Origin of the sequence: Klebsiella sp. PL-2018, from assembly GCF_019048985.1 — a bacterium.
Taxonomy (GTDB): domain Bacteria; phylum Pseudomonadota; class Gammaproteobacteria; order Enterobacterales; family Enterobacteriaceae; genus Klebsiella; species Klebsiella michiganensis.
Genome location: NZ_CP077673.1, coordinates 2,432,073 through 2,457,355 on the forward strand (window position 1 = coordinate 2,432,073; position 25,283 = coordinate 2,457,355).

Annotated in this window: 21 protein-coding genes and 2 pseudogenes; 19 read left to right on the forward strand and 4 right to left on the reverse strand. The window is 62.4% G+C overall.

The features are described from left to right. Positions 1-4 precede the first annotated feature (4 nt). The 6 genes from mhpD (at position 5) to MKleb_RS11280 (ending at position 6,401) form a co-directional block, all read left to right on the forward strand. The gene (gene mhpD / locus MKleb_RS11255) at positions 5-811 is read left to right on the forward strand and encodes a 2-keto-4-pentenoate hydratase (protein WP_025108199.1); all 807 of its coding nucleotides are present in this window, start codon (positions 5-7) and stop codon (positions 809-811) included. Then, positions 804-1,754, forward strand: a complete 951-nt coding sequence (gene mhpF, locus MKleb_RS11260) for an acetaldehyde dehydrogenase (RefSeq protein ID WP_025108198.1) — start codon at positions 804-806, stop codon at positions 1,752-1,754. Before mhpD ends, mhpF begins: the two co-directional genes overlap by 8 nt. Then, positions 1,751-2,767, forward strand: coding sequence for a 4-hydroxy-2-oxovalerate aldolase (mhpE, locus tag MKleb_RS11265; RefSeq protein WP_004851699.1), 1,017 nt, complete (start codon positions 1,751-1,753; stop codon positions 2,765-2,767). The genes mhpF and mhpE overlap by 4 nt, the downstream gene beginning before the upstream one ends. Positions 2,768-2,841: 74 nt before the next feature. After that, complete coding sequence (mhpT, locus tag MKleb_RS11270) at positions 2,842-4,038, forward strand: 3-(3-hydroxy-phenyl)propionate transporter MhpT (protein WP_025108197.1); 1,197 nt, start codon at positions 2,842-2,844, stop codon at positions 4,036-4,038. A 141-nt stretch (positions 4,039-4,179) separates the two neighbouring features. Continuing rightward, a complete protein-coding gene (locus tag MKleb_RS11275; RefSeq protein ID WP_025108196.1) occupies positions 4,180-4,917 on the forward strand; it encodes a purine nucleoside phosphorylase YfiH/LACC1 family protein in 738 nt (245 codons plus the stop codon). Positions 4,918-4,997: 80 nt separating this feature from the next. After that, positions 4,998-6,401, forward strand: a complete 1,404-nt coding sequence (locus MKleb_RS11280; protein WP_025108195.1) for a CBM96 family carbohydrate-binding protein — start codon at positions 4,998-5,000, stop codon at positions 6,399-6,401. Positions 6,402-6,798: 397 nt separating this feature from the next. On the opposite strand, the gene MKleb_RS11285 is transcribed toward MKleb_RS11280, so the two are convergent. Next, on the reverse strand, positions 6,799-7,779 hold the full coding sequence (locus MKleb_RS11285; RefSeq protein ID WP_108703487.1) for an IS110 family RNA-guided transposase: 981 nt from the start codon (positions 7,777-7,779) through the stop codon (positions 6,799-6,801). A 237-nt stretch (positions 7,780-8,016) separates the two neighbouring features. On the opposite strand from MKleb_RS11285, the gene MKleb_RS11290 reads away from it, so the two are divergent. Beyond that, positions 8,017-8,253 (forward strand): hypothetical protein, encoded by a 237-nt coding sequence (locus tag MKleb_RS11290; RefSeq protein ID WP_217076663.1) that lies wholly within the window; start codon positions 8,017-8,019, stop codon positions 8,251-8,253. Here MKleb_RS11290 and MKleb_RS11295 read toward each other — a convergent pair. Beyond that, positions 8,240-9,820, reverse strand: a complete 1,581-nt coding sequence (locus MKleb_RS11295) for a rhodanese homology domain-containing protein (RefSeq protein WP_217076664.1) — start codon at positions 9,818-9,820, stop codon at positions 8,240-8,242. The two genes, MKleb_RS11290 and MKleb_RS11295, sit on opposite strands and share 14 nt — an antisense overlap. Position 9,821: 1 nt before the next feature. Continuing rightward, positions 9,822-10,418, reverse strand: coding sequence for a cysteine dioxygenase family protein (locus tag MKleb_RS11300; protein ID WP_025108193.1), 597 nt, complete (start codon positions 10,416-10,418; stop codon positions 9,822-9,824). Positions 10,419-10,731: 313 nt separating this feature from the next. Here MKleb_RS11300 and MKleb_RS11305 point away from each other — a divergent pair, with 313 nt between their 5' ends. From MKleb_RS11305 to MKleb_RS11335, 7 genes and pseudogenes are all read left to right on the forward strand, one after another. Further along, positions 10,732-11,625, forward strand: a complete 894-nt coding sequence (locus tag MKleb_RS11305) for a LysR family transcriptional regulator (protein ID WP_025108192.1) — start codon at positions 10,732-10,734, stop codon at positions 11,623-11,625. Between the two features lie 145 nt (positions 11,626-11,770). Next, positions 11,771-12,875: pseudogene (locus MKleb_RS11310) on the forward strand (LLM class flavin-dependent oxidoreductase). 34 nt (positions 12,876-12,909) lie between these two features. Continuing rightward, complete coding sequence (locus MKleb_RS11315; protein ID WP_051586044.1) at positions 12,910-13,998, forward strand: acyl-CoA dehydrogenase family protein; 1,089 nt, start codon at positions 12,910-12,912, stop codon at positions 13,996-13,998. A gap of 11 nt (positions 13,999-14,009) precedes the next feature. Further along, complete coding sequence (locus MKleb_RS11320; protein ID WP_025108190.1) at positions 14,010-14,984, forward strand: ABC transporter substrate-binding protein; 975 nt, start codon at positions 14,010-14,012, stop codon at positions 14,982-14,984. Next, a complete protein-coding gene (locus tag MKleb_RS11325) occupies positions 14,981-16,009 on the forward strand; it encodes an ABC transporter substrate-binding protein (RefSeq protein WP_086544272.1) in 1,029 nt (342 codons plus the stop codon). Before MKleb_RS11320 ends, MKleb_RS11325 begins: the two co-directional genes overlap by 4 nt. Next, positions 15,990-16,985 (forward strand): ABC transporter permease, encoded by a 996-nt coding sequence (locus MKleb_RS11330; RefSeq protein ID WP_014229684.1) that lies wholly within the window; start codon positions 15,990-15,992, stop codon positions 16,983-16,985. Before MKleb_RS11325 ends, MKleb_RS11330 begins: the two co-directional genes overlap by 20 nt. Then, the gene (locus MKleb_RS11335) at positions 16,979-17,767 is read left to right on the forward strand and encodes an ABC transporter ATP-binding protein (protein WP_014838728.1); all 789 of its coding nucleotides are present in this window, start codon (positions 16,979-16,981) and stop codon (positions 17,765-17,767) included. Before MKleb_RS11330 ends, MKleb_RS11335 begins: the two co-directional genes overlap by 7 nt. A gap of 132 nt (positions 17,768-17,899) precedes the next feature. Here the strand turns inward: MKleb_RS11335 and MKleb_RS11340 are convergent, their stop codons facing one another. Continuing rightward, complete coding sequence (locus tag MKleb_RS11340) at positions 17,900-19,972, reverse strand: TonB-dependent siderophore receptor (RefSeq protein ID WP_217076754.1); 2,073 nt, start codon at positions 19,970-19,972, stop codon at positions 17,900-17,902. Between the two features lie 506 nt (positions 19,973-20,478). Here MKleb_RS11340 and MKleb_RS11345 point away from each other — a divergent pair. From MKleb_RS11345 to MKleb_RS11365, 5 genes and pseudogenes are all read left to right on the forward strand, one after another. After that, positions 20,479-21,300 (forward strand): ABC transporter ATP-binding protein, encoded by an 822-nt coding sequence (locus MKleb_RS11345; RefSeq protein ID WP_217076665.1) that lies wholly within the window; start codon positions 20,479-20,481, stop codon positions 21,298-21,300. Then, positions 21,297-22,322 carry a FecCD family ABC transporter permease gene (locus MKleb_RS11350; RefSeq protein WP_025108187.1) on the forward strand — a complete coding sequence of 342 codons (1,026 nt, stop codon included), beginning with the start codon at positions 21,297-21,299 and terminating at the stop codon, positions 22,320-22,322. The genes MKleb_RS11345 and MKleb_RS11350 overlap by 4 nt, the downstream gene beginning before the upstream one ends. Continuing rightward, positions 22,319-23,371 (forward strand): FecCD family ABC transporter permease, encoded by a 1,053-nt coding sequence (locus tag MKleb_RS11355; protein WP_025108186.1) that lies wholly within the window; start codon positions 22,319-22,321, stop codon positions 23,369-23,371. Before MKleb_RS11350 ends, MKleb_RS11355 begins: the two co-directional genes overlap by 4 nt. Beyond that, a pseudogene (locus tag MKleb_RS11360) lies at positions 23,362-24,335 on the forward strand (iron-siderophore ABC transporter substrate-binding protein); the annotation flags it as partial. The gene MKleb_RS11355 and the pseudogene MKleb_RS11360, both read left to right, overlap by 10 nt. Then, positions 24,332-25,231 carry a MurR/RpiR family transcriptional regulator gene (locus tag MKleb_RS11365; RefSeq protein WP_025108185.1) on the forward strand — a complete coding sequence of 300 codons (900 nt, stop codon included), beginning with the start codon at positions 24,332-24,334 and terminating at the stop codon, positions 25,229-25,231. The pseudogene MKleb_RS11360 and the gene MKleb_RS11365, both read left to right, overlap by 4 nt. Positions 25,232-25,283 lie beyond the last annotated feature (52 nt).

Below are 25,283 nucleotides of genomic sequence, written 5' to 3' on the forward strand. Positions count from 1 at the left end.
GCTGATGACAACCTTATCTCTTGAACAACTGGCGCAGCGTCTGCGTGAGGCGGAACGCCGCGGCCAGGCGATTGAACCGCTGCGCGATGCGCTCGGCGTTGACAACGCGGAAGCGGCCTACGCCATCCAGCGGATGAACGTGCAGCACCACGTGGCGAACGGCCGCCGGGTGGCGGGACGCAAGGTGGGGCTGACCCATCCTAAAGTGCAGCAGCAGCTGGGCGTTGACCAGCCGGACTTCGGCACCCTGTTTGCCGACATGTGCTACGGCGATAACGCCGATGTGCCGTTCTCCCGGGTGCTGCAGCCGAAAGTGGAGGCCGAAATCGCCCTGGTGCTGAAACGCGATCTGCCGCATGCCGATACCACCTTTGATGAACTGTACGCCGCCATCGACTGGGTGCTTCCCGCGCTGGAGGTGGTCGGCAGCCGTATTCGCGACTGGTCGATTGGCTTTGTCGATACGGTCGCCGATAACGCCTCCTGCGGCGTTTACGTGCTGGGTAGCCCGGCGCGGCGCCCGGATGGGCTGGATCTGAAAAACTGCGCGATGCGCATGACCCGTAACGAGGAAGAGGTCTCCAGCGGGCGCGGCAGCGAATGTCTTGGCCATCCGCTGAACGCGGCGGTGTGGCTGGCGCGCAAAATGGCCAGCCTCGGCGAGCCGCTGCGGGCGGGGGATATCGTGCTGACCGGGGCGTTAGGCCCGATGGTGGCGATTACCGCCGGCGATCGTTTTGCCGCCCATATCGACGGTTTAGGTTCAGTGGCGGCGACCTTTGTCGCCAAAGAGGAAGAGAGTGATGAGTAAACGTAAAGTCGCCATTATCGGCTCCGGCAATATCGGCACCGATTTAATGATCAAAATTCTGCGCCACGGGCAGCACCTGGAGATGGCGGTAATGGTCGGCATCGACCCCGAGTCCGACGGCCTGGCCCGCGCCCGGCGCATGGGCGTCGCCACCACGCACGAGGGCGTTGGCGGCCTGATGCAGATGGCGGAATTCGCCGATATCGATGTGGTTTTTGACGCCACCAGCGCCGGAGCGCACGTGAAAAACGACGCCGCGCTGCGGGAAGCCAGGCCGGGGATCCGGGTGATCGACCTGACCCCGGCGGCCATCGGCCCGTACTGCGTGCCGGTGGTCAATCTCGAGGCCAATCTGGCCGAAGGCAACGTCAATATGGTGACCTGCGGCGGCCAGGCCACCATCCCGATGGTGGCGGCGGTCTCTCGGGTGGCAAAAGTGCACTATGCGGAGATCGTCGCCTCAATTGCCAGCAAATCCGCCGGGCCGGGGACGCGCGCCAACATTGATGAATTTACCGAAACCACCTCGCAGGCCATTGAGAAAGTGGGCGGCGCGGCGAAAGGCAAAGCGATTATCGTGCTGAATCCGGCGGAGCCGCCGCTGATGATGCGCGACACCGTTTATGTCCTGAGCGAAGCGGCATCGCAGCAGGCGATTGCCGCGTCGATCGCCGAGATGGCGGCGGCGGTGCAGGCCTACGTGCCGGGATATCGCCTGAAGCAGCAGGTGCAGTTTGAGGTCATCCCGGAAGATAAACCGGTAAACCTGCCGGGCGTCGGCCGCTTCTCCGGCCTGAAAACGGCGGTTTATCTCGAGGTCGAAGGGGCGGCGCACTATCTGCCAGCCTACGCGGGTAACCTCGATATTATGACGTCGGCGGCGCTGGCGACGGCGGAAAAAATGGCCCAGGCGATGAACGACGCGGCGGGAGAAGCAGCATGAACGGCAAAAAACTCTATATTTCAGACGTGACCCTGCGCGACGGGATGCACGCGATTCGTCATCAATACTCGCTCGACAATGTGCGCCAGATTGCCCGGGCGCTGGATTGCGCGGGCGTCGATTCGATAGAGGTGGCCCACGGCGACGGTCTGCAGGGTTCCAGCTTTAACTACGGCTTCGGCGCGTACAGCGACCTGCAGTGGATTGAGGCGGCGGCGGAGTCGGTCAGCCAGGCGAAGATCGCCACTTTATTGCTACCCGGCATTGGCACTCTGCACGACCTGAAAAACGCGTATCAGGCCGGGGCGCGGGTGGTGCGCGTGGCGACCCACTGCACCGAGGCGGATGTTTCCGCGCAGCATATCGCCTTCGCCCGCGAGCTGGGCATGGACACCGTCGGCTTCCTGATGATGAGCCATATGACCTCCCCGGAACAGCTGGCGCAGCAGGCGCTGAAGATGGAATCCTACGGCGCCACCTGTATTTACGTGGTGGATTCCGGCGGGGCGATGAACATGAACGATATTCGCGATCGCTTCCGCGCCCTCAAGGCGGTGCTGAAGCCGGAAACCGCCACCGGGATGCACGCGCACCATAACCTCAGTCTCGGCGTGGCCAACTCCATCGCCGCGGTGGAAGAGGGCTGCGACCGTATCGATGCCAGCCTGGCGGGGATGGGGGCCGGGGCGGGTAACGCGCCGCTGGAGGTGTTTATCGCCGCCGCCGATAAGCTCGGCTGGAATCACGGTACCGATCTGTATGCTCTGATGAACGCCGCCGATGAGCTGGTGCGCCCGCTGCAGGATCGCCCGGTGCGGGTTGACCGCGAAACGCTGGCGCTGGGCTATGCCGGGGTTTACTCCAGCTTTCTGCGCCACAGCGAAGCGGCCGCCGGGCGCTACGGCCTGAGCGCGGTGGATATCCTCGTCGAGCTCGGCAAGCGGCGGATGGTGGGCGGTCAGGAGGATATGATCGTCGACGTCGCGCTGGATCTGCTTAACCGCAGCAAATAAAAGCAACGCGCGGCTGGCAACGTATCAGCCGCCATTCACCTGCTCCGCTTGTCCGGATATCGCAAAGGTACCCTATGACCCAAACAACGACTGCAAGCAATTCGCGCCTGATGTTAACCGTCGGGCTCTGTTTTATGGTGGCCCTGATGGAAGGGCTGGATCTGCAGGCGGCAGGCATCGCCGCCGTAGGCATGGCGCAGGCGTTCGCGCTGGATAAAATGCAGATGGGCTGGATTTTCAGCGCCGGGATCCTCGGCCTGCTGCCCGGCGCGCTGGTGGGCGGCATGCTGGCGGATCGCTATGGCCGCAAGCGAATTCTGCTGGGCTCGGTGCTGCTCTTTGGCCTGTTCTCAATCGCTACTGCGCTGGCGTGGAATTATCCCACGCTGCTGCTGGCCCGGCTGCTGACCGGCGTCGGCCTGGGCGCGGCGCTGCCGAATCTGATTGCCTTAACCTCCGAGGCCGCCGGCCCCCGCTTTCGCGGCAGGGCGGTCAGCCTGATGTACTGCGGCGTCCCCATCGGCGCGGCGCTGGCGGCGGCGCTGGGCTTTTTCGGCCTTGCCGCGGCCTGGCAAACGGTGTTCTGGATCGGCGGTATCGTTCCGCTGCTGCTGGTGCCGCTGCTGCTGCGCTGGCTGCCGGAATCGCCGGTGTTTCAGCGCAGCGCGCGGGGCGTGCCGCTGCGCACGCTCCTCGCGCCGGGCAACGCTACCGCCACGCTGCTGCTGTGGCTGTGCTATTTTTTCACGCTGCTGGTGGTCTATATGCTGATCAACTGGCTGCCGATGCTGCTAGTCGGCCAGGGGTTCAGCCCCAGCGAGGCGGCGGGGGTGATGTTTGTCCTGCAGTTCGGCGCCGCCTGCGGCACGCTGCTGCTGGGGGCGCTGATGGATAAGCTCAGCCCGCTGTGGATGTCGCTGCTGATCTATACCGGCATGCTGGCGTCGCTGCTGGCGCTGGGGACCGCGTCCTCGCTGACCGCAATGCTCTTCTCCGGCTTTGTCGCCGGACTGTTTGCCACCGGCGGCCAGAGCGTGCTTTACGCGCTGGCTCCGCTGTTCTATCGCACCGAAATCCGCGCCACCGGCGTGGGGACGGCGGTGGCGATTGGCCGTCTCGGCGCGATGAGCGGTCCGCTGCTGGCGGGCAAAATGCTGGCGCTGGGCACCGGCACCGTCGGGGTGATGGCCGCGTCCGCTCCCGGCATTCTGCTGGCGGGCGCGGCGGTGTTCTGGCTGATGAGCCGACAAAAGCGCACGGCGCTGGCCTGAGCATTTTCGCTGATTCCCGGGGGCGGCGCGGTAAAGCCGCGCCTTGCCCGGGCTACCGGACTGGTAGCCCGGGAATCCGCCTTGCGCATCTCTCTACTTTGGCATAGGTTAAATCATCATCCATTGATTCTTCCGAGCATCATGTCTTTTACATCCCGCTTACTGAGCGATATCCCCGGTATCCGCTACGCCTTTCTCGACGTTCATGAAACCGCCGCCTTTCCCTATAGCGAAATGGCGCCGGTTAAACTGGTTCACAGCAATATCGTACATGAGTATCGGGCGCCGCAGGCGGAGCGCCCCCACGCCGATGCGATGTTTACCGCCGTCAGCGGGCAAAAGATGGGCGTGGTGACCGCCGACTGTCTGCCGCTGCTGATGGCGTCGCGTGATGGGCGCTATGTCTGCAGCGTGCACGCAGGCTGGCGCGGCGCGGCCAGCGGGATTATCGAAAATAGCCTTGCGCTGTTTCAGCGTTATCACGTCGACCCGCAAGATCTGGTGGTGGTGAGCGGGCCGCATATTCACCCCTGCTGCTATGAAGTCACCGGCGACTTCTACCAGGCGCTGCTGGCGATGCCCGCCGGCGAGCTGGCAAAACGCCATCGGGAGCAGCTCTTCCAGTCCCATCAGGCGGCGTCGGAGGGGGAGCAGGCGAAAGCGACCGCGGGCGACAATGCGTGGTTCGATCTGCGGGCTTTTGCCCACCTCCTGCTGCGCAGCGCGGGCGTGCCGGAGGAAAACATGGAGTGGCTGGGGAGCTGCACCTACTGCACGCCGCAGCGGCTGGGGTCGTTTCGTCGGCGCACGCATTTCCCGGCGCCGAAGTCATTTCAGTACTCATGGATCATGCGCGAGCCTGATGGGGCGGGCCAATGAGACGAAATGATGTTTGATGATGTGTAACATCGGCGGGCGTTTGCTATCTCTGCACTCCTTCAAACAAGGAGGATTGCAAAATGAAATTGAACGCGTTCACTTTAACTCTCGCGCCGCTGCTGGTTGCCGGCGCGTTTTCCGCTCATGCCGGCCCGCAGGCCCACGTGGTCTGCGCTTATCACCATACGTTGGGCGATGACGCCATCATGATGTTCGGCAAACCGAATCAGGCCATGTGGCATGATTTTTTTGGTAATACCCATACCGATGCGGTTTCCACCTATCAGACGCTGCGCGACCAGCCGGAAACCACCTGCGATAACAAGGCCGACGGTTCCGCCTACTGGGTGCCGTCGATGAAGCTGCCGGATGGTCAGGTGGTGACGCCGGCGTATCAAAAAACCTACTATCAGACCACCAAAGTGGAACAGTATCCGCTGCACCCGTTCCCGGCGGGTCTCGAACTGCTGGCGGGCGATCACCACGGTTCGGCGCCCAGCTCGCGCATCACCTTTTTGTGCGCTAACGGCAAAGGCTACAGCAACAAGGCCGGGGAAGTCTGTGGGCTGCGTAAAGGTGGTGATGCGGTACAGTTTAATATCGGTATTCAGTTCCCCAACTGCTGGGATGGGGTCAACCTCAAACCGGCTCACGGACACAGTAACGCGGCATACGACGTCAACGGCGCCTGTCCGAGCGACTATCCGGTGAAAATCCCGACGGTGAATATGAATGTGGCCTACGTTCTGCCGCAGATTACATCCCTGGATACCGCGAAGATTCAGCTCTCCCTGGATCCGATCATGGACGGTGAGAAGCGCGAAGAGCGCTGGGGCAGTATCTATACGGCGCACGCGGATTTTATGAACGGCTGGACGGTGGAAGGGGCGCACTATATGACCGAGCGCTGCATGAACAAAGGGATCGACTGCGGCAGCGCGGTGCCGTATCGCTTCACGACGGTGAAGGAGAATGCGCTGGTGGACAGCACCGCGCCGACGGTCACCCATCCCGCGCCGGAAAACCTGGTGGTCAGCGATAACTGGCAAAACGGCGGGCGCACGCACAATCCGGAAACCATGACGCTGGTGAAATTCCCTATCCCGCCGCTGCCGCAGGATCAGGACGCCTCGCTGTTTAAATATCAGCTGCGGATCTACGGCGGAAAAGTGGAAACCAACGGCGCGGATCAGATCTTTTTCTATCCGGCGAGCAACGACTGGAGCGCGAACAGCGTGACCTGGAATCATCGCCCGCCCTGCAACTACAGCTCGGAGGCGTCGCTGTACCTCAATTCCAAACGCGAATACCGGATGGTGGATGTCGATAAAGCGGTGCGCAAGGCGCTGGCGGAAGGCAAAACCGAGATCTCGTGGTATATCGGCGGCGACCGCCAGGGCAATCGCTACCATTTCGACCCGGCGGACTCACAGCAGGAGCCGATGCTGATGCTGATGGGCTTTAAAAATACCCCGGAGATCTGATTGCGGCCCTTCCCCGGGCGACGGGTTCGCAGACGGCGGTGGACCTGTAGCCCGGGCAGGCGCTTGCGCCGCCCCCGGGAGCAGAGCGCAGTGCGGCATAATTTCCCGGAGGCGATGCTGCGCATCTGTCCGGGCTACGGTATGGCAGACGGCGGTGGACCTGTAGCCCGGGCAGGCGCTTGCGCCGCCCCCGGGAGCAGAGCGCAGTGCGGCATAATTCCCCGGAGGCGATGCCGCGCATCAGTCCGGGCTACGGTATGGCAGACGGCGGTGGACCTGTAGATACTGTGAACGCCTGCAACCATTTTTAGTTGCCGATACTTTCTCCGGCTCCCGGATGACAGGCACACCAACGACAGCACTCTCTGGTGCTGTCGTTTTTTCTCAGGGAACGTTGTTACGCTATCAACAGCTCATGCTGTGAGGCATCGAACGCCTTTCCTGACTTCAGTACTCCATAAGCCACCTGCGCCAGCTTTCGCATCATCGCCCCTATGATGACTTTTGCCCCCTTTCCGCTCTCTTCCAGCCTTTTCCTGAACGCTTTTCCCCACGCCGTATGGTACAGCGCCGATAACGCTGGCATGTATAACGCCTTGCGCAGTTGAACCGGCCCCGCTTTGCTCATCCGGCTCGCCCGCATCACGCTGCTGCCCGACTCATGCTGCACCGGCGTCAGTCCTGCATACGCCGCGAACTGCCGCGCTGTACCGAACTTCAGCCTCAGGCCCGTATACGCCAGCAGAACAGCCGCTGTTTTCTCCCCGATGCCCGGGATACTGTTCAGCAGCTTCCGCCGTCGTTTCATATCCGGGTCGTTATCCGTCAGGTCTTTTATCTGTTTTTCGATACGCGCCAGCTCCGCGCTCAGACATCCCAGCAGGATGTCAATGCTGGCCAGCTGAACCTCCGGCGCGGTTTCCCGCCGGTTTTTCTCCTGCGTCTGCATCTCTGTCAGCGCCTGATGCCTTAACACCAGGGCTTTCAGTGCCCGCTCTGTCGGATGAGGGGCCTCCCAGGCTGACGGGCGTTTTTCCCGGCAGAAGTGAGCCAGCATACGGGCGTCCACTTTGTCAGTTTTACTGCGCAACCCCTCACTCTGTGCGAAAGCTTTACTGAGGGCGGGGTTGATGATGGACACGGTATACCCGGCATCACTCAGATGCGCGGCCGCGTCTTCCATGTAGGTGCTGGTGGACTCCATGCAGACATGGGCACGGTTCACGTCATGGCCGCGAAGCCAGCGGACCAGCGCTTCGTGTCCGGAGAGGGTATTGTCAAATTTTTTACAGCGATGCCGGCCATCAGGGCGAAGAATATCGACATCCAGTTTAGCTTTGGCGACATCAATACCGATGAAGTGGAGTTCATTTTCCATAGTGAAACCAACCTTGCAAATACGGGTTACCGGTGAAAGCCGGTCCATGATACTGTCCGGTTTATCACATGAGAAAGAACGGCGGTCCGGTGCAAAGGATCTACGGAACAGGCGCGAAAGCCTAAGCCCGGACACGGCATCCGGACCGCCATCAGAGAGAACTGGCCGGTTCTTTCTGACGGAGTAATCATACAAGCCCGGGCAGGCGCTTTGCGCCGCCCCCGGGAGCAGAGCGCAGTGCGTCATAATTCCCCGGAGGCGATGCTGCGCATCTGTCCGGGCGACGGTATGGCAGACGGCAGTGGACCTGTAGCCCGGGCAGGCGCTTTGCGCCGCCCCCGGGAGCAGAGCGCGGTGCGGCATAATTTCCCGGAGGTGATGCTGCGCATCAGTCCGGGCGACGGTATGGCAGACGGCGGTGAGCCCGTAGCCCCGCTAAGCGCAGCGCGAGCGGGGGACATCACAATACTTTAAACCCGTGCGTGCCATCCCGCTTCAGCTGTTCAACCAGGCCGAACTCCCAGTCGAGGTAGGCCTGCATTGCCGCGGGTGAGTTATCGGTACCTTCATACGGGCGCTGATAGCGATCGCTGCGCGGCGTCGCCAGATGCGTCTCGCCATGCTCCAGCGCCAGCCCGGCGTCAATCCACGCCAGCGTGCCGCCGCTCAGCAGCTGCACCGGTTTACCGGTTAACGCCGCAACCTCAGGCACCGCGTAGCGGGCCAGCAGGCTGCTGCCGCAGGTGACAACGTAACGCTCGGCGGAAGGCAGCACCTCCAGCGCCTGGCGCAGCTGTGAACGCACCAGCCAGTAAGCGCCGGGAATATGCCGGGCGACGTAGTTGGCGCTGGTGGTAAAGTCCAGCACCACGGTTCCCGGCTCCCTCAGCTGTGCCGCCAGCTGCTGCGGGGCAATCTCCTCCGCCTGCGGACCCGGCGGTACGCGGCCTGCGGGGGTACCGCGCTCGCTAAAATCTTCCGCGCGCGCATCGCGTAATACCGCCACTTCCCACCCCATCTGCGCCAGCCAGGACGCCGTTATCGGCGCGCGTATCTCGTCATCGGCAATCAGCACAATGCGCGCCCCGCGCACGCTGGCGAAATGGTCGGTTTCCTGCACCAGCTGCCCGCCGGGCGCGCTAACGCTCAGCGGCAGATGACCTGCGGCGTACTCCTCCGGGCTGCGGACGTCGAACAGGTAAGTGGTGCGGGCGGGCTGCCGCAGCCAGCGCTGAAGGGTTGGGCTGTCTATAAAGGCGACGCCGGCGCGCTCCGCCAGCTGCCTCACCGCCGCCGCGCGTTCGGCTGGGGCGCGAAAATCGGCGTCATAACGCCGCTGCTGGCCGCGCTCAAGGTCAAACCCGGCTAAGGTCCAGCCGATGGTACCGTTGCGCAGCGCGTAGACCGGATTGGGCAAACCGGCATTGCGCAGCGACTGCGTGCCGATAATACTGCGCGTGCGCCCCGCGCAGTTGACGATCACCGTCGCCTGCGATGACGGAATCAGGCCCTCAATGCGCAGCGCCAGCTCCCCGCCGGGCACGCTGATGCTGCCGGGAATATTCATGGTGTGATACTCATCGAAACGGCGCGCGTCGACGACAACCACCTCCTGTTGACCATCGAGCAGCGCCTGCACTTCCCCGGCGCTCAGCGAGGGGGTATGCCGCTCGCTCTCCACCAGCTCGCCGAACGCTTTGCTCGGCGAATTCACATCCTGGAACAGCTCTCCGCCGCTGCGCTGCCACCCCGGCAGGCCGCCTTCCAGCAGGGCGACATCTTCGTAGCCCCAGCTCTGCAGGCGCTCGACGGCCCGCTCCGCCAGACCTTCGCCGCCGTCATAGATGGTAATCGGCGTCGTCAGGCGCGGCACGCGCCGAAAAATATCCAGCTCCAGCTTGCTGAGCGGCAGATTAGCGGCAAACAGCGGATGGCTGCGGGCAAAGTCGGCCTCTTCGCGAACGTCGATCAGCGCCAGCTCGGCGCCGTCAAGCAGCGCCTGGCGCAGCTGGGCGGCCGGGCGATAAGAACAGGTGGGCATATTAATTATCCTTTGAGAGATCCCAGATATTGGGTAAGTGGCGGTTGGAGTAGCCGGAGACAAAAGGTTTGACGAGGCCTTCCGGGGTATAAACCGCTCGCCTGACGCCGCCGATATTGCCGCCGTAAACGTGAATACTGATCGAGACGCTATCCGCGAGAGCGTTGCTCACCCGGTGAATATCGCCGTCGCGGGAAGAGATTTTTTCCACTTCGCCTGGGGAAAGGCGTTCAGCAAGGCCGCTGACCACCGGCTGGCCGCGCTCGTCCAGGCGGTAGCGCTGATTCTCCTCCGCGCCCCGCAGCATGCCGATGGCGCCCCACACCCGATGATCGTGAATCGGCGTCGATTGCCCCGGCCCCCAGACGAAGCTGACAATGGAAAAACGCTGTCCGGAATCGGCATGCAGCAGATACTGCTGATAGTGGTGGGGATGCGGCAGGGTGTACTCCTCCGGCAGCCAGTCATCCTTTTTCACCAGCGCGGCCAGGCGCAGGGCCACGGCGTCGAGCAGGGGCTGTTCATCGGTAAATTCGCGATGCAGGGCATCAAGGTCTTGAATAAACTGGCGTAATTTTTCCACTCGCGGTGCGGTCATGGTCGCTTCCTGTTGTCGGGACTGGTCTTTACGCTAGCAAAGGCGTTAATATAATTAAAATGCAATTTCCGCATATATTAATATGCAAAAATAACATTGATAGCCTACCCATCAAGCGTTATTGGCGTAGACAGTTTGAACACGGCCAGCGCGGAAGAACCGGAGCGTACACGTAGTACGTGAGGATTATTCGCTACGCTCCCCCTTCGGGCCGCCCTGAAGGCGTTCAAAACTCTATGAGTTTTGTCTGAGCACTGCCCAGGTTCAAAATGGCAAGCAAAATAGCTCTGATGGGCCAGGCTTTAAGGACGCTATGCGCATCGACGACATTGACGCACTGCTGGCCACCGTGCAGTTCTCCTCGCTTAACCAGGCCGCGGAATATCTCGGTATTACCCAATCGGCGATTACCCGTCGTCTGCAGCGTCTTGAGCAAACCCTCAACGTAACGCTGCTGGAGCGTCAGACCCGGCCGCTCACCCTGACCGCCGCCGGGCACCGGGTTTACGAGCAGTGCCTGAGCATCAAGCGGGAGACCAAAAAGCTGTACGGCCTGCTCGACCCCGAGGCCGAGCCGCACGGTATCCTGCGTCTCGGGGTCCCGCAGAGCGTGGCGGAAATTGCCCTGCAGCCGGCGCTGAGCGCGCTGCGCCAGCAGTTTCCCGCCCTGCGACCGCAGGTGACCTGCGGCTGGAGCGGGCTGCTGCAAAAGCGCCTTGAAAGCGTCGAGCTGGACGGCGTACTGGCGATGGGGCCGGAACAGCAACGCTTTGCTGAGGGCTACGGCGGGCGCCTGCTGTGCCCGCTGGATATTGTGGTGATTGCGGCTAAAAGCTGGCGTCTTCACGCCGGGGCGCTGCGCGACTGCGCGGAAAAAGGCTGGGTGCTCAATCCCGACGGCTGCGGCCTGCGGGCCGGGCTGATCCGCGAGCTGCATTCCCAGGGGCTGCGTCTGGCGCTGAATGTCGAGACCGCGGGCGCCCAGCTGCAAATCAGCCTCGTGGCGCAGGGGCTGGGGCTTGGCCTGGTGCCGCGCGCCGCGCTGGCCGCCAGCCCGTGGCGCGACGAGGTGACGGTATTGACGCTGGCGGATTTCCAGCCCGAGGTGCATCTGTGGCTGGTTCACGCGCAGAATCTGGCTAATCTGAGCCAGCCGCTGACTTTTTTCGCCGGCAAAGTCGTTCAGCAGCTAAACGTATCTGGCTGAAACGTATATATAATTTTTATAAATGCTTATCTCGCATATTAAGATATGATAAAAATGCATTTTGTTCATTAAGAGCCCGTGTATAGGGTAAAGAAAACGCGCCGCCGCGGCGGCCCACTCATTATCCTGCTACAAGGAGTTCTGCATGAGCATTCAATTTCTCGGCATGATCGGCCACCGCCTGTCTTCGGAAACCATCGCCCCGGTCGGCCCGATTTTTGACCGCGATTACATCGTGCGTTTCGCGCAAACCCACGAGGCCGCCGGGTTTGACCGCCTGCTGGTGGGCCACTGGTCCGATCAACCCGACGGATTCCTGGTGACCGCGCTGGCGGGCCTGTCGACGCAAAAGATCGGCTTCCTGTTGGCTCATCGTCCCGGTTTTGTCTCGCCGACCCTCGCCGCGCGTAAGTTCGCTACCCTTGAACACCTGCTGGGCGGCCGTCTGGCGGTGCATATCATCAGCGGCGGCAATGACGCCGAGCAGCGCCGCGACGGTGATTACCTCGATCACGACCAGCGCTATGCGCGTACCGATGCCTTCCTTGAGACCGTCCGCAAGGTGTGGACCGCCGAACAGCCGGTGGATATCGCCAATGACTTTTATCAGGCGGAACAGGCGTGGTCGGCCATTCGCCCGCTGCAAAAACCGCATATCCCTCTCTATTTCGGCGGTTCGTCGGAAGCGGCCATCGCCGTGGCCGGCAAGCACGCCAACGTCTTCGCCCTGTGGGGGGAGTCGCTGGCGCAAACCGCGGAAACCATCCAGCGCGTGCGGGCCGAGGCGGCGAAACATCAGCGCGAAATCGACTTCAGCGTCTCGTTCCGGCCGATTATCGCCGCGACCGAAGCCGAGGCCTGGGAGAAAGCCGAGCATATCCTGCACGTCGCCACCGAGCGGGCGGCGCAGAGCGGAGGCGGTTTCAAAGCCAAGCCCGACAGCGTCGGGGCGCAGCGTCTGCGGGCGACGGCGGCGCAGGGCAAGGTGGTGGATAAACGCCTGTGGACCGGGATCGCGCAGCTGGTAGGCGGCGGCCACAACTCCACCGCGCTGGTGGGCACCCCGGAACAGGTCGCCGACGCGCTGCTCGATTACTACGACCTCGGCGTGCGCAACTTCCTGATCCGCGGGTTCGATCCGCTCAACGATGCTCAGGAGTACGGTAAAGCGCTGCTGCCGATCGCCCGCGAAAAAGCCGCCCTGCGCGCCGTGGCGGAGCGCGCCTCGTGATCGGTCAGACAAGCGATGACTGGGCGCGGCGGTTGAGGGAGGTTCGCCAGCTGATGGCGGAGCAGGCGGCCAGTCTCGACGCCAGCGGCAACTTTCCCCGCGACAATATCGACCGTCTGCGCCAGCGCGGTTTTTTAAGCCTCGCCGTGCCGCAGCAGTACGGCGGGGCAGGTGCCGGCTTAGCTGAGCTTCAGCAGGCCATTGCGGCCATCGCCTGGGGCGAACCGGCGACGGCGCTGATCGTCTGCATGCAGTACCTGCACCATCTGCGGCTGGCGGAAAACGAGAACTGGTCCGAGCCGCTGCGCCAGCGGGTTTTTCACGATGCCGTCGAGCGGGGAGGCTTGATCAACAGCCTGCGCGTGGAGCCGGAACTGGGCTCCCCGGCGCGCGGCGGCCTGCCGCAAACCGTGGCGACCCGCCGCGCGGAAGGGTGGCAGATTAACGGCCATAAAATCTATACCACCGGTATTGAGGGGCTGAGCTGGCTGGCCATCTGGGGCCGCAGCGACGACGCTCCGCCGCTGGTCGGCACCTGGCTGGTGCCCCGCGACAGTGAGGGCATTACCGTGGTGAACAGCTGGGATCACGCCGGAATGCGGGCAACCGGCAGCCACGAAGTGGTGCTGAACAACGTCCGGGTGGCCGCAGAGCACGCGGTGGACGTGTGGCCCGCCGATGCGCCTCCCGCGCCTGATGCGGAACAGTTTCGTCTGTTTGCCAACCGCCATACGGCGCTGCTGGCGGCGATTTACGACAGCATCGCGCGGGCGGCCCGCGACTGGCTGGTAACGTGGCTGGGTTCGCGTATTCCGGGCAGCCTTGGGCAACCCCTTTCCAGTCTGCCGCGGGTGCAGGAAAAAGTCGGCCAGATTGACGGCTGGCTACTGGTCAATCGCACTCTGCTGGAAAAGGCCGCACAGCTGGGCTTTTCCGCCATTGAGGCGAATCTCGCGAAAGTCACGATTACCGACAACGCCATTCAGGCGGTGAACCTGGCGCTGGAGCTGACCGGCAACCATGGCCTGAGTCGGCAAAATCCTCTGGAGCGCCACTATCGCAACGTGCTGTGCGGGCGGGTACATACCCCGCAGAGCGACAGCGCGTGGCTGGCGGCCGGCAAACACGCTTTTCAAAAATAAGGATAATTCATATGCGCAGACTTAATGTTACCGGTTTAGCCGGGGTGGTTATGCTGCTGGCCCTGAGCGGCTATGCGGCGGCTCAGGAGCGAATCACCTTGCGAATCGCCGATCAAAAAGGCGGCATGCGTTCGCAGCTGGAGGCAGCCAACGCCCTGCAGGATCTCCCTTACGAGATTAAATGGGCCGAGTTTCCGGCCGCCGCGCCGCTGGCGGAAGCGCTTAACGCCGGGGCGGTGGATGCGGGAATTATCGGCGATGCGCCGCTGCTGTTCGCGCTGGCTAACGGCGCGCCGGTTAAAGCCATCGCCGTCGATAAAAGCAACCCGGCCGGCACCGCGGTGCTGGTCTCGCCCGGCAGCGCGTTGAAAAGCGCCGCGGATTTAAAAGGCAAACGCATCGCTACCGGTAAAGGGTCGATTGGCCACTTTGTGGCGCTGAAAGCGCTGGAGCAGGCGGGAATTTCGCCGAAAGAGGTGCAGTGGGTGTTTCTCGGTCCGGTGGACGCCAAAGTGGCGCTGCTCAACGGTTCGGTGGACGCCTGGGCGACCTGGGAGCCCTATACCACGCAGCTGGTGAAGACCGCCGAGGGACAGATTCTGGTCAGCGGCAAAGGGCTGCTGCCGGGTAACACTTTCCTGGCGGCAACCGATGATGCCCTTAAGGATCCGCAGAAGCGCGCGGCGCTGCAGGATTACCTAAATCGCCTGGCCGGCGCCGAGCGCTGGGCCTACGCCAATCTCGATAGCTACGGTAAAACGCTGGGGGAAATTATTCGTTTCCCGGCGGATATCGCCCGCGCGCAGTTTGCCAATCGCCAGTCGCAGTGGCTGCGTCTGGACGCGAAGACGGTCGCTCAGCAGCAGTCGACGGCGGACTTTTACCTCGCCAACGGGCTGATCCGCGCAAAGCTGGACGTGACGCCGACGTTTGATAACGGCTTTAGCGTGCCTGCCGCGCAGGCCCATGCGGAGGTGTCGCCATGATGACATCTCGCCGTCGTTTCTTACGCTTGACCGGCAGCCTTGCGCTGGCCGGGGCCTCTCTGCCCCTTTGGGCTCACGATATGGCGGCCATGGCGAGCGGTGAGGAACACCCGGCCCTGCGCCTGGCGCAGCCGTACAAAATCAAGCTGGCGATTAACAAAAGCGCGGTGTGCCTGGCGCCGGTTGCCGTCGCGGAGCAGCAGAAGATCTTCAGTAAATACAATCTCGACGTGGAGTTCGTTAACTTCGGCAACTCGACGGACGTGCTGCTGGAGGCGATTGCCACCGGCAAGGCCGACGCCGGCGTCGGGATGGCGCTGCGCTGGCTGAAGGCGCTGGAGCAGGGCTTCGACGTGAAGCTCACCGCCGGAACCCACGGCGGCTGCCTGAACCTGCTGACGGCGAAAAACTCGCCGTTCGGCGGCCTGGAGAGCCTGAAGGGGCAAACCATCGGCGTCACCGATATGGCCGGGCCGGATAAAAACTTCTTCGCCATCTTGCTTAAGCGCCACGGCATCGATCCGATAAGCGATGTGCAGTGGAAAGTCTATCCGGCAGATTTACTCAGCGTGGCGCTGGATAAACGCGAAATTGCCGCCATCAGCGGCAGCGAACCCTTCAGCTATCGTCTGCTGGACACCGGTAAATATCAGCTTATCGCCAGCAATATGACCGGCGATTACGCTAACCTGAGCTGCTGCGTACTGGGGGTCAGCGGTAGCCTGGCGCGCGATCATAAACCGGCCGCCGCCGCGCTCACCCAGGCGATTCTTGAGGCGCACAGCTATGCCGCCGCGCATCCGGAGAGCGTGGCGCAATCCTTCCTCGCCCATGCGCTGAATACCAATGAGGCGGAGGTCAGCGGAATTCTCCACGGCCAGGGGCACGGCCATCATGCGGTGGGCGAGGCGTTTGTCAAAGAGCTGACCCAGTACGCCGTGGATCTTCAGCGGGTGCAGGTCATTAAACCGGGAACCGATCCCCATCAGTTTGCGGAGAGCATTTATGTCAACGTTTTCGCCTGAACGGGTGCTGACGCGCCCGGCAAGCGGTAGGCCGCTGTGGAAGGAAGGCTGGCTTGCCGCCGCGCTATGGCTGCTGGGCGGCCTGTTTACCCTGGCCTGGCCCGATGCCGGGCGGCGCTGGCCGTTTAGCGAAGGGTGGGCGCTGGCGCAGTTCACCCTTGGCGGCGGACTGTTGCTGCTGGCGCTGAGCTACCGCTACTGGCGGCAGCGGGGGACTCGCCTGCAGCATGCCGGAAAGTGGCTGGCGCTGCTGCCGCTGCTTTTTGCGCTGTGGGAGGGACTGACGGCCAAGACGGCGTTTTTGCCGGTGCCGTTTTTCGCGCCGCCGCAGGCGCTGATTGAGGTGCTGCACGATGACTGGCCGCGCCTGCTTGATAGCCTTCTGCATTCGCTGGGGCTGCTCGGGCTCGGGGTGCTGCTGGGCACCAGCTGCGGTTTTATCAGCGGGCTGGCGATCGGCTGGTCCCAGCGGATCGGCTACTGGGTGCATCCGGTGTTGCGTCTGCTGGGGCCGGTGCCGTCCACCGCGCTGCTGCCGCTGTGCCTGTTTATCTTCCCCTCCAGCTTCGGCGCCAGCGTGTTTCTGATCGCGCTCAGCACCTGGTTCCCGGTGACCGTGCTGACCTGGTCCGGGGTTATCGGCATCGATAAGGCGTGGTATGACGTGGCGCGAACCCTGGGCGCCAGCCAGCGTTTCCTGATCCTGCGCGTGGCGATCCCCGCCGCGTTGCCGAACGTTTTTGTCGGCCTGTTTATGGGGCTTGGCGCATCGTTTTCGGTGCTGATCGTCGCCGAAATGGTCGGCGTGAAATCCGGTATCGGTTTTTATCTCCAGTGGGCGCAGGGCTGGGCGGCCTATCCCAATATGTACGCGGCGCTGCTGGTGATGGCGCTGCTCTGCTCCGGCCTGATTAGCGGGCTGTTTATGGTGCGAGACCGGCTGCTGAGCTGGCAGCGGGGAGGGATGCAATGGTAACCGCGAACGCCACTTCTCAGGCGGCATCGACCGGCGCGGCGGTGTCGATAAGCCATCTGCATCACGCTTTTAGCCTTGGCAAACAGACGGTGCCGGTGCTGGAGAATATCAGCCTGCAGCTGCGGCCCGGAGAGAGCGTCGCGCTGCTCGGTCCTTCGGGCTGCGGTAAATCCACTCTGCTGCGGCTGCTGGCGGGACTGGAGCCGCAGCAGGCCGGGCAAATTCAGATTGATGAGGCGGCGATGGGCGGACCGGGGCCCGAAAGGATACTGGTGTTTCAGGATCCGACCCTTTATCCGTGGCTGACGGTGCGGCAAAACGTGCTGCTGGGACCGCAGGCGCAGGGGAAAAAGGGGCTTGAGCCAAAGGCCGATGCGCTGATTTCGCGAATGGGGCTGCAGGCGTTTAGCGAAGCGTGGCCGCGCCAGCTTTCCGGCGGGATGGCGCAGCGTGCGGCGCTGGCCCGGGCGCTGCTGAATGAGCCGCGTCTGCTGCTGCTCGACGAGCCGCTGGGCAAGCTGGATTCCCTTACCCGCATCAGCATGCAGCGGGAGCTGATCGCCCTGTGGCAGCAGCAGGGCTATACCAGCCTGCTGGTTACCCACGATATCGAAGAGGCGCTGCTGCTGTGCGATCGGGTGTTAATCATGTCGCCGCGACCGGGGCGGATTATCGCCGAGTTTGCGCTTCCGCTGACGTATCCCCGCCATCGCGACAATCCGCTGCTGCTGCAGCATCGGCAGGATATTTTGCGCATTCTTGGCCAGGGTGAGGACTGGTAAGGCAAGGCGTTATCCGGGGCGTGCTGATTCTGACCGTTTGGCGGAGATTCCCGGGGGCCGCGCCGCCCCCGGGCTACAGTGTGCTAGCCCGGAGAAGGCGCCGCACGCCGCGATCCGGGACAGGGATGAGGCTTAAAAATCCATCTTCACCGTAAACTGTACTTCCCGCGGATCGCCGATCTGGTTGCCGAGGTTATTGGTGCCGATGGAGGAGGTGTAATAGGTCTTATCGAACAGGTTCTTCACGTTAACCTGCAGGGTCACCGGATATTGCAGCTTCATCTTATAGGCCGCAAACACATCCGCCACCGCATAGCCCTGCAGATAATAATCCGCGCCGTTGGTGCCGGAACGTTTGCTCACCGCGCGACCGCCGCCGCCCACCGTCAGCGTATTGCTGTCGTAGACATTGTGAATGTCGTAGCTCAGGAACAGCGAACCGGTGTGTTTCGGCACGTTCGGCAGCGGTTTGCCTTTGTAATCCGGATCGTCGGTGACCTTCGCATCGGTATAGCCGTAGCTGGCGATAACGCTCAGGTTATCGGTCAGCGACCCGGCCACGTCCACTTCGACGCCGCGGGAGCGCACTTTACCGGCGGTTTTTGCCACCGTCTCATCGCCCACGGATTCCGTGTAGAGGACGTTGCGCTTATCAATATCAAACAGCGCGATATTGGCGGTGACGCCGTTGAACAGATCGAACTTCGCGCCCAGCTCGTAAGACGTCGACTCTTCCGGCGGCAGATTGCCAATATAGCTGGCGATAGAGGACTGCGGCATAAACGACTGCGCCACGTTACCGAACAGCGAGACGGACGGCGTCAGCTTATACACCAGGCCCGCTTTCGGCGTCCATTTCTGGTCGCTGCTGTCGGTATTGACGTTAAACGGGCGGCCCTTACCGGCGTACTGGGTGTAATACTGATAGCGCACCCCGGCGACGGCAATCCACTTATCGGTAAGATAGAGCGCGTCCTGGAGGTAGCCCGCGTAGCTCTCCTGCTGAATACGCTGGTCGCTGTCGGATGCCGAAACGCTGGAGCATTTGCCAACAGTGCCGTAGACCGGATTATAGATATTGAAACCCTTGACGTTCTTACAGCGGATCATATCGGTGCGCAGCAGATCGTAATTCTCATAGGCCAGGCCGGTGAGGATCTCGTTGTAGAAACCGCCAATGACCACGTTGCCCTGTAAATCCGCCCGCGTAGTGTGCATTTTCTGGGTGGAACCGTGGGTGGCATCGACGCGGCGGGTCAGGTTGCCGGTCGCCGAGTCGTAGGCCATTACCCTGGCCTGATCGTCGTTGTAATGATCCTGGCTGTAGCTGTAGTCGAAGCGGGCGGTCCAGGCGTCGCTGAGACGGTATTCGGCATTCAGCTGCGCGAGATCGGAATAACCGTCGGTAATATTAAACGGTTCATCAAAACGCGTTTTGCGATCGACGTTCACCGCATGGCCGGTATTCAGATCGAAGATGGTGCCGCGATCGAATGGGGCACTGTAGTCACGGTGCGAATATGAGACGTTCACCGTCGCCCGCTCGCCGAACCAGGTCAGGGAGGGGTTAATAAAGCTGCTCTTCTCTTTGCCGAAATTACGCCAGTAATCTTCATGCTGATATTCGCCAATTACCCGATACGCCAGCTGAGTCCCGTCGATGGGGCCGGTGACGTCAAACTGGCCGGTACCGCCGCCAAAGCTGGTGGAGGTGGCGGAGACGGAGCCGCCGAAGCTGCGCTCCGGGCGTTTGGTCACCACGTTGATTAATCCGCCGGGGTCGAGAATACCGTACAGCGTTGAGGCCGGGCCTTTGAGCACTTCGACGCGTTCGGTGGCGGCGGTGAAGCTGCGCGGCAGCACGGTACGCAGGCCGTTGGTCATGATTGAACCATCGCGGTTAGCGCCGAAGCCGCGGCGGGTGAAGGCATCCTGGGTCCCGCCGAGGGTATTGGTTTGTACCACGTTGGCGACGTTATACAGCGCTTCATCGAGGTTCGTCGCATGCTGATCCTCGAGCACCTGCTCGCTGACGGTATTGACCACCTGCGGAATATCCAGCATCGGCATAGTAGTCAGCGTGGCGGTCGAGGTATTGACCGGCTGATATCCCTGGGTGGCGCGTTGCCGAGTGCCGTCGGCCACGACCGTTATGGTCTCGTCAGCGGGTTTCTTTGTTTTATCGGCGCTATTAACCGCTGCCAATAATCCCGGTGAGGTGAAAAAAATCAGTGAAAAAAGCGCACGCCCTTTTAATGCCGAATAAGGGACATTGAGTGGAATCATTTTTGTGTCTCGTGAACGAACCTCGCCTTTGCGGAGAGGTAAAGCCAATAAAATCATTGCCCTGAAAAATAAACCTGGCTGTTTTTTACGCCGCAACGCGCGCCAGATATGTAATTGAGAATCATTCAATCATGAAGGCATGTAGTAGTAAACGTTATGTAAGATAAAAAACTGACGAAACAAATAATCAATCAATTAGCGAGGAATGGGCTGGGTGAAAATTTCATATATTATTGTTTTAATTGATTATTAAAGTCATTTTATGTTGTGCAGATTTTGGTAGTAAACCCGCGCGGCCGGCGCCGTCATAGGGTATTGACTACTACATTCATCCACCGCATGATCAAAAGAGAATGAGATTTATTTTTGTTTGAGTGCGGAACGAGCGGGCCTGGCGCCACGCCGTTGCGGCGCGGGAGCGAGTTATGCCACAGCGGGTGTTGCCTGCAGAGCAGGGGATCGTCCTTGATTCCCTGTCGGCCGGATATGGCCAGACGCTAATTGTCGACAATATTCATCTGACCATCCCCCACGGGAAAATGACGGTACTGGCCGGCGCCAACGGCTCGGGGAAATCGACGCTGCTGTCGACTATCGCCCGGATGCTCAAGCCGCTGGGGGGCTGCGTACGTCTGGACGGCGAGGTGATTCATCAGATGCCGACCCGGGAGGTTTCCCGTCGGCTGGGCATTCTGCCGCAATCGCCGCTGACCCCGGAAGGGCTGACGGTTTTTGAACTGGTTTCGCGCGGGCGCTACCCCTGGCAGGGGCTGATGCGACAATGGTCCGAGTCCGATGAACGGGCGGTAGAAGAGGCGCTGCGGCTCACCGGTACCGCAGAGTTTGCCCACCTGGCGGTTGATAGCCTCTCCGGCGGCCAGCGTCAGCGCTGCTGGATCGCGATGGCTCTCGCCCAGCAAACGGCGACGATTCTGCTGGATGAGCCCACCACCTGGCTCGATCTGCGCTATCAGGTCGACATCCTTGAACTGCTGCAAACCTTAACCCGCGATCACGGCCGCACGGTGGTCACCGTCCTGCACGACCTGAACTTCGCGGTGAACTACGCCGACCTGCTGGTGTTTCTTAAAAAAGGCGCGATCGCCGGGGTGATTAATGAACAGGAAATCTGCACGCCGGAGCTGATCAAAACCGTCTTTGACGTGGACGTGCAGATGTCGCTCAACCCGCAGACCGGTAAGCCCTTTTTTATGCCGTTCCGCGCCCGTGAGGAGAAGGCATTATGAGCGCCTCCGCGCTGCTGCTGCCGCGCCGACAATCCCGCCCCCGGCTGGCGCTGGTACTGCTGAGCCTGCTGCTGCTGGGCGGCTCGCTGGTGCATCTCGGGCTCGGCGCGCGCTGGATTGCGCCGCAAACGGTGCTGCAGGCGCTGCTCCATTACGATCCGCGCAATTTTGACCACCGAATTATTGTCGATTTACGCCTGGTACGTCTCGCGGCGGCGCTGCTCACCGGCGCGGCGCTCGGCGTGGCGGGGCTGCTGCTGCAAACCGTGATCCGCAACCCGCTGGGCGAGCCGCATATTCTCGGCCTTAACGCCGGCGCTTCGCTGGCGGTAGTGGCGACATCGGCGCTGGGAATCAGCCTCGGCGGCGTAGCGTTAGCCAGACCGCTCACCGCCGCCTGCGGCGCGGCGCTGCTGTTTGGCGGCGTGATGCTGCTGTCGTCGTCCGGGCGCGGCGGCGTCACGCCGCTGCGCATTACCCTGTGCGGGGTGGCGCTGTCGGCCTTTGCCTCGGCGGTCACCGCGGCGATTCTGATCCTCGATGAACAAACGCTGCTGGCGATGCGCACCTGGCTGGCGGGCGATCTTGCCGGGCTGAACTGGCAAACGCTGCGCGCTGCGCTGCTCCCGGCGCTGGCGGGAGTGACGATCGCGCTGGTCATCGCGCCGCGTCTTAACGTGCTGGCGCTGGGCGATAAGGTCGCGCTGGGGCTGGGGGTAAAGATTGTTCAGACCCGCCTGCTGGGGCTGACCGCCATTGCGCTATTGTGCGGCTCGGCGGTGGCGGTGGCCGGGCCGATCGGCTTTGTCGGGCTGGTGGTCCCCCACGCGGTGCGCCGGCTGATTAGCGAAGATATTCGCCTGGCGCTGCCGCTGGCCGCTCCGGTTGGCGCTCTGGTGCTGCTGCTGGCGGATATCGCCGCTCGTACCCTGGTTGCGCCCCAGGAGCTGGCAACCGGCGCGATGACCGCGCTGGTGGGGGCGCCGGTATTTATTTTTATCGCCGCGAGGTTTTTTAAATGAAAAGCGCCGTCCGTCGCGCTGGCTTTCGGCCGCTGACCTGCGGCCGCTGGCACATTCTGCTGCGCCCTGCGGCGGTAAGAATCGCCGCTGTCGCGCTGCTCGTCATCCTGCTGCTGGCGCTGTTTGGCCTGACCCGCGGCAGCTTCCCGATGCCCTCCGGTACCCTGTTCCGTGCGCTGCTGGGGGCGGACATCGTGGGCGAACAGCAGCGATTTATCCTCTTTGATATCCGCCTGCCGCGGCTGTTTATGGCGCTGCTGTGCGGGGCGATGCTCGGTCTGGCCGGCGCGGCGATGCAGAGCATTACCCGCAACGGTCTGGCGGATCCCGGGCTTATCGGGGTGAAGGAGGGGGCCAGTATTGTCGTTCTGGCGCTGGTGCTGTTCTTCCCGGCGGTGGGCCTGGTCTGGCGGCCGCTGGCGGGAATGCTCGGCGGCGTGCTGGTGGCGCTGCTGGTTCTGGCGCTGGCCCGCGACTGTTCGCGCCCGCGCTTTATTCTCATCGGCATCGGCGTGTCGTGGACGCTGGCGGCGGCGGTGGGCATTTTTATGACCACCGCCGACGTGCGCGATGTTCAAACGGCGATGATCTGGCTGGCGGGCAGCCTGCACGCGGCGACCTGGCCGCTGTTGGCCGTCGCCTTCTGCTGGGCACTGCCCGGGGCGCTGATCCTTTTTTTGACCGCCAGGGCCGCCGATGCGGCGCTGCTCGGCGACCGCACTGCCATTGGTCTCGGCGTACGCCTGCAGCAGCTAACCCTGCTGCGCTTTTTCGCGCCGGTGCTGCTGACCTCCGCCAGCGTTTCCTGCGTCGGAAGCCTCGGCTTCGTTGGCCTGATGGCGCCGCATATGGCGCGGTTTCTGCTGCGCGGCGGCCAGGTGGCGCTGCTCTGCGGCAGCGCGTTGGTTGGCGCGCTGCTGGTGTTAGCCACCGATACAATTGGCCGACTGGCTTTCGCGCCGCTGCAGATCCCTGCAGGGATCGTGATTGCGCTGGTCGGCTGTCCGTTTTTTATCGTTCTGCTCTGGCGTCGCCGTGACGCCCTGTAAATCAAAAAGGATCGCTATGCGTTGGTTCGTTTCTCTGCTGGTGCTGTTGGCGGGCGTCGCCTCGGCCGCCGATACGCAAACCTTTACCGATGATTTGGGTCGTACGGTGACCGTTCCGCTGCACCCGCAGCGCATTGTGTCGCTGCACGATCTGGATATCACCATCCCGCTGATCGAGCTTGGCGTCCCGCCGGTGGCCAGCCACGGGAGGACGCGTCCGGACGGCAGCCACTTTTTACGCGCCAGCGCACAGCTGACCGGCGTTGATTTCGATAACAGCGCGATTCGGTTTATCGGCACGGCGGATATCGATCTCGAAGCGGTGGCCGCCGCGAAACCGGACCTGATTATTACCGAGCCCAGCCGTCACGTTTCGGTGGAGCAGCTGGAGAAGATTGCGCCAACGGTCAGCATCGACCACCTGCAGGGCAGCGCGCCGCGCATCTACCGCAAGCTGGCGCAGCTCACCGGTACCCAGCCGCGGCTCTTAATCCTCGAACGCCGCTATCAGGCGCAGATAGCCCAGCTAAAGGCGATGGTGGATACGCAAAACATCGTAGTCTCGGTGATTCAGGCCAACAACGGCAAGGTTACCGTGCATCACGCCTATCATGCGCTGGGACGCGTGCTGCGCGATGCCGGATTCCGCTTCCCGCCGCTGATTGACAACATCCCCGATGGCCAGCGTATTGACGTCAGCGCCGAGCAGCTGCCGGCGCTGGATGCCGATTTCGTATTTGCCACCTGGCGTTCCGATACCGGCGGCAGGCCGCAGGATGAGCTGCAGGCGATGGAGGGCGTGATGCCCGGCTGGTGCGACTTTATGCGCGCCTGCCGCACCGGGCGCTACATTCTGCTGCCGCGCGAGGAGGTTATCTCTAACTCCTACGCCGCGCTGTCGCTGATGGTCGCCCAGGTACAGTCGCACATTGCCGGTCGTCCTTTGCCCGAGGGGCTGAAATGAAAACGGTGGTCAAAAGAGAGAAGGGGCGGGTTGACCTGTTCGGCGAACGTTTTCGCGCCCGCGCGCATCAGCTGTCGCCGCGTCTGCTGGCGGTGGTGAGCTATATCAACGAAAACCGGGAAGCGGTGCTGGAGCGCACGGCCATGGAAATCGCCGCCGCGACCAATACCTCGGACGCCACGGTGGTGCGCGCCATCCAGGCGCTCGGCTTCGCCGGACTGCGGGAGCTGAAGCAGACCATGGAGCGCTGGTTCGGCCCGTCGGCGACCTCGTCGGAAAAAATGATCTCCACGGTGAGCGCCTTATCCAGCGACGTCAATTCGAGCATCGATTTCGTGCTGGAAGGGCATCAGCGGGCCTGCGAAGTGCTTGCGCGCCCCGACAACCGCGCCGCGGTGGCCCAGGCGGTGGCGCTGCTGACCGACGCGCGCCAGGTGGGGATTTTTGGGATCGGCGCCTCGGGCATTCTGGCGGAGTATACCGCCAGGCTGCTGAGCCGCATCGGCCTGCCTTCGTACGTAATGAACCGCACCGGGTTTAGCCTCGCCGAGCAGCTGATCGGCCTGCAGCGCGGCGACGTGCTGATTATGATGGGGCAGAAGTCGCCGCACCGGGAGGGGATGACGACCCTGCGCGAGGCCCGCCGTCTGGGGATCCCGACGATTTTACTCACCCAGGCGCTGGACTCCCGCTTTAGCCAGGAGGCGCAGGTGGTCATTGAGGTGCCGCGCGGCGGCGATAATGGGCGGGTGCCGCTGCACGGGACGGTGCTGGTTTGCCTGGAGATGATCGTGCTGTCGGTCGCCTCCACCGTGCCGCAAAAAACGGTGAAATCGATGAAGCGGATCAATGAATTGCATCGGGCCATCGGGAAATCCGGCGGTAAACGAAGCTAAACGGCAGATAATTTACCGTCGGGAAGGTTTCCGGTTGCATGCCATGCTGACA